General features: G+C 66.9%; 4 protein-coding genes and 1 pseudogene. All 5 read right to left on the reverse strand.

The window, feature by feature from the left end; all coding sequences use genetic code 11:
• The coding region (locus PMN64_RS42370; RefSeq protein WP_411785050.1) for a metallophosphoesterase family protein at nucleotides 1-175 on the reverse strand (175 nt) is incomplete at its 3' end.
• Nucleotides 176-248: 73 nt separating this feature from the next.
• Nucleotides 249-1,493: a bifunctional folylpolyglutamate synthase/dihydrofolate synthase gene (locus PMN64_RS42375; protein WP_245288769.1), complete on the reverse strand. Its 1,245-nt coding sequence runs from the start codon at nucleotides 1,491-1,493 to the stop codon at nucleotides 249-251.
• Between the two features lie 95 nt (nucleotides 1,494-1,588).
• Nucleotides 1,589-2,530, reverse strand: a complete 942-nt coding sequence (accD, locus tag PMN64_RS42380; protein WP_028341700.1) for an acetyl-CoA carboxylase, carboxyltransferase subunit beta — start codon at nucleotides 2,528-2,530, stop codon at nucleotides 1,589-1,591.
• 104 nt (nucleotides 2,531-2,634) lie between these two features.
• The gene (gene trpA / locus PMN64_RS42385; RefSeq protein ID WP_028341701.1) at nucleotides 2,635-3,471 is read right to left on the reverse strand and encodes a tryptophan synthase subunit alpha; all 837 of its coding nucleotides are present in this window, start codon (nucleotides 3,469-3,471) and stop codon (nucleotides 2,635-2,637) included.
• Nucleotides 3,468-3,717: pseudogene (locus PMN64_RS42390) on the reverse strand (tryptophan synthase subunit beta); the annotation flags it as partial. The gene trpA and the pseudogene PMN64_RS42390, both read right to left, overlap by 4 nt.

Consider the following 3,717-nt stretch of genomic DNA (forward strand, 5'->3'; position numbering starts at 1 on the left):
GATGGACCGCATCGAGCGCCATCAGCATATCGATCGTCGGCCGGGCATCGAGCGGCCCGCTCACCATGTCGCCGAGGTCGACGATGTCGGAAATGCCCTGCGCGCGGATGTCCGACAGCACGGCTTCGAGCGCGAGATGGTTGCCGTGGATATCGGCGATCGCAGCAAAACGCATGATATTGTCCTGTCCTCAAGCGCGACGTCCCGTCCGGATGGAGCGAAGCGCAATCCGGGCTACGACACCGACATCATGCAGGAGGCGTGCCGTTGGCCGCAAGCACGGGACCGGCCAGATACAGCGAGCCCGTGATCAGGATGCGCGGCGGCACCTCATAGGCCAGCATCGCAAGCCGTTGCAGCGCGGCGGCGACGCCGTCAGCGATCTCGACCCGCATGCCGAGCGCCCGCGCGGCGTCAGCTAGTCTGTCCGGCGCCATGCCGTTGTCGCGGCCGGGCACCGGGACCGCGATGATGTGGCGGGTCAGCCCGGCAAAATTAGCGAGGAAAGCGTTGGCGTCCTTGTTGGCCATCATCCCTGCGATCACGACCAGCGGCCGCGACACGCGCTCCTCGAGATCGCCGAGCGCCGCGGCCGCAACGCGGCCGCCCTCGGCATTGTGTCCGCCGTCGAGCCAGACCTCGGAGCCCTGCGGCCCCTGGCCGACGAGCGCGCCGGAAACCAGCCGCTGCATTCGCGCCGGCCATTCCGCATTGACGATGCCGGCTTCAAAGGCCGCGATGTTGAGTTTGAACTTGTCGATCGCGCGCAGCGTCGCAATCGCGAGGCCCGCATTGTCGAACTGGTGCCGGCCGAACAGTTTCGGCGCGGCGAGATCCAGCAGGCCGCGCTCGTCTTGATACACCAGCCGGCCGCGCTCGACGCCGACATGCCATTGCTGGCCGGCCGCATGTAGCGGCGCGCGCATGCGGTTCGCCTGCGCCTCGATCACGGCCATCGCATCCGGCGCCTGCTCGGCCGAGATCACCGGCACCTTGCGCTTGATGATCGCGGCCTTTTCACCGGCGATCGCCGTCAGATTGTCGCCGAGGAATTCCATGTGGTCCATGCTGACCGGCGCGATCACCGAGGCGAGCGGCGTCTCGACCACATTGGTCGAATCGAGCCGGCCGCCGAGCCCGACCTCGAGCAGCGCGACATCGGCAGGATGCCTGGCGAACAGGCAGAATGCCACCGCCGTTTCCATCTCGAAGATGGTGATGGGATTGCCGCCGTTGACGCGCTCACAGTGCTCGAACGTCTCGCGCAGCTCATCGTCACCGACGAGCTTGCCGCCGCCTTTGGCGCCCAGCCGGTAGCATTCGTTGATCCGCACCAGATAGGGCGAGGTGAAGACGTGCACGCGCAGGCCCGACGCCTCCAGGATCGCGCGCAGATAGGCGATGGTCGAGCCCTTGCCGTTGGTGCCGGCGACATGGATCACCGGCGGCAGCTTGCGCTCGGGATGATCGAGCCGCTCCATCAGGCCGCGCATGCGATCGAGGCTGAGATCGATGCGCTTGGGATGCAGCGCCGATATCCGCGCGATCAACGCCTCGAACGAGGCCTGCGATGGGGCGGCGCTTGCGGTCACGCGTGCGGCGCGGCCGGCACCGTCTCCGGCGCCGTGACGATCTGGGCCGGCTCGGTGACCGGGGCCTTGGGCTTCGATGCGGATTCGAGCGGCGGCGCCTTGGTCAGCAGGCGGCACAGCCGCGCCAGCGTGGCCTTCATCTCGTGGCGATGCACCACCATGTCGACCATACCGTGCTCGCGCAGATATTCGGCGCGCTGAAAGCCGTCCGGCAGCTTTTCGCGGATGGTCTGCTCGATCACGCGCGCGCCGGCAAAGCCGATCAGCGCACCGGGCTCGGCGATCTGGATGTCGCCGAGCATCGCATAGGACGCGGTGACACCGCCGGTGGTCGGATTGGTCAGCACGACGATGTAGGGCTGGCGCGCCTCGCGCAGCATCTGCACGCCGACGGTGGTGCGCGGCATCTGCATCAGCGACAGGATCCCTTCCTGCATCCGCGCGCCGCCGGATGCGGCGAACACGATGAAGGGCGACTTCTTCTCGACCGCGAGCTCGAGCCCGCGCACCATGGCTTCACCGGCGGCCATGCCGAGCGAGCCGCCCATGAAATCGAAATCCTGCACCGCGACCACGACGCCGGCGCCCTCTAACTTGCCGTAGCCGACCTTGATCGCGTCGTTCAGCCCGGTCTTGGTGCGGGCGTCCTTGATGCGGTCGACATATTTGCGCTCGTCGCGGAATTTCAGCGGATCGGCCGTCACCTCGGGCAGCGCGACATCGAACCAGGTCTCGTTGTCGAAGATCGACTTCAGCCGGGCCACCGCGCCCATGCGCATATGGTAGTTCGAGCCGGGGATGACGAACTGGTTGGCCTCGACGTCCTTGTAGAACACGAGCTGTCCGGAATCCGGACACTTGATCCAGAGGTTTTCCGGCGTCTCGCGCCGCAGGATGTTGCGGATCTTCGGCCGGACGACGTTGGTGAGCCAATTCATGGTTCGCTCCGAAATGCGGATCGGTTCCGCACCAGCTGGATATATGGCGGGCCGGGCGAGCCCGGCAAGCCGCCATCGGCGGCCTTGTTGCCGCAAAATGTGGCTTATTCAGCGGCCTGTTTGGCGCCCCGGACCCCCTGCGCCAGCGCCGACACCAGGTCCGCCACCGCGCTCACGGTCTTCGGCGTCGCGCGGCCCTCGGCATCGAGATTGGCACGCACCACATCGACGATTGCGGTGCCGACCACCGCGCCGTTGGCGTTCTCGGCGATCGCGCGCGCCGTCTCCGGAGTGCGGATGCCGAAGCCGACGCAGACCGGCAGCTTGGTGTGCCGCTTGATGCGGGCCACAGCTTCCGCGACCACCTTCGAATCGGCCGTCGCAGCGCCGGTGATGCCGGTGATCGAGACGTAATAGACAAAGCCCGAAGTGTTGGCGAGCACCGCCGGCAGGCGCTTGTCGTCCGTGGTCGGCGTCGCCAGCCGGATGAAGTTCAGCCCGGCCTTCATCGCGGGGATGCAGAGCTCGGTATCTTCTTCCGGCGGCAGGTCGACGATGATCAGGCCGTCGACGCCGGCGGCCTTGGCATCGGCCAGGAAGCTGTCGACGCCGTAGATGTAGATCGGATTGTAGTAGCCCATCAGCACGATCGGCGTGGCGTTGTCGTCCCTGCGGAAGTCGCGGACCATCGCCAGCGTCTTGCGCAGCGTCATGCCGCCCTTGAGCGCGCGCAGGCCCGCGGCCTGGATCGACGGGCCGTCGGCCATCGGATCGGTAAAGGGCATGCCGATCTCGATGACGTCGGCGCCGGCCTTCGGCAGCGCCTTGAGGATGTCGAGCGAGGTCTTTGCGTCCGGATCGCCGGCCATCACGAAGGTGACGAAAGCGGAGCGGCCCTGCTGCTTCAGCTCGGCGAAACGTGCGTCGATACGGGTGGTCACTTCTTCCTGCCCTTCAAGATGTCGCCAACCTGCGGCACGTCCTTGTCGCCGCGGCCCGAGAGGTTGACCACCATCAGGTGATCCTTCGGCCGCTGCGGTGCGAGCTCGGACAGTTTCGCGATGGCGTGCGCCGATTCCAGCGCGGGGATGATGCCCTCGAGCCGCGACAGCAGCTGGAAGGCAGCCAGCGCCTCCTCGTCGGTCGCCGAGAGATACTTCACGCGGCCGGTCTCGTGCAGCCAGGCG

It is taken from the genome of Bradyrhizobium sp. UFLA01-814 (assembly GCF_046718885.1).
Taxonomy (GTDB): domain Bacteria; phylum Pseudomonadota; class Alphaproteobacteria; order Rhizobiales; family Xanthobacteraceae; genus Bradyrhizobium; species Bradyrhizobium elkanii.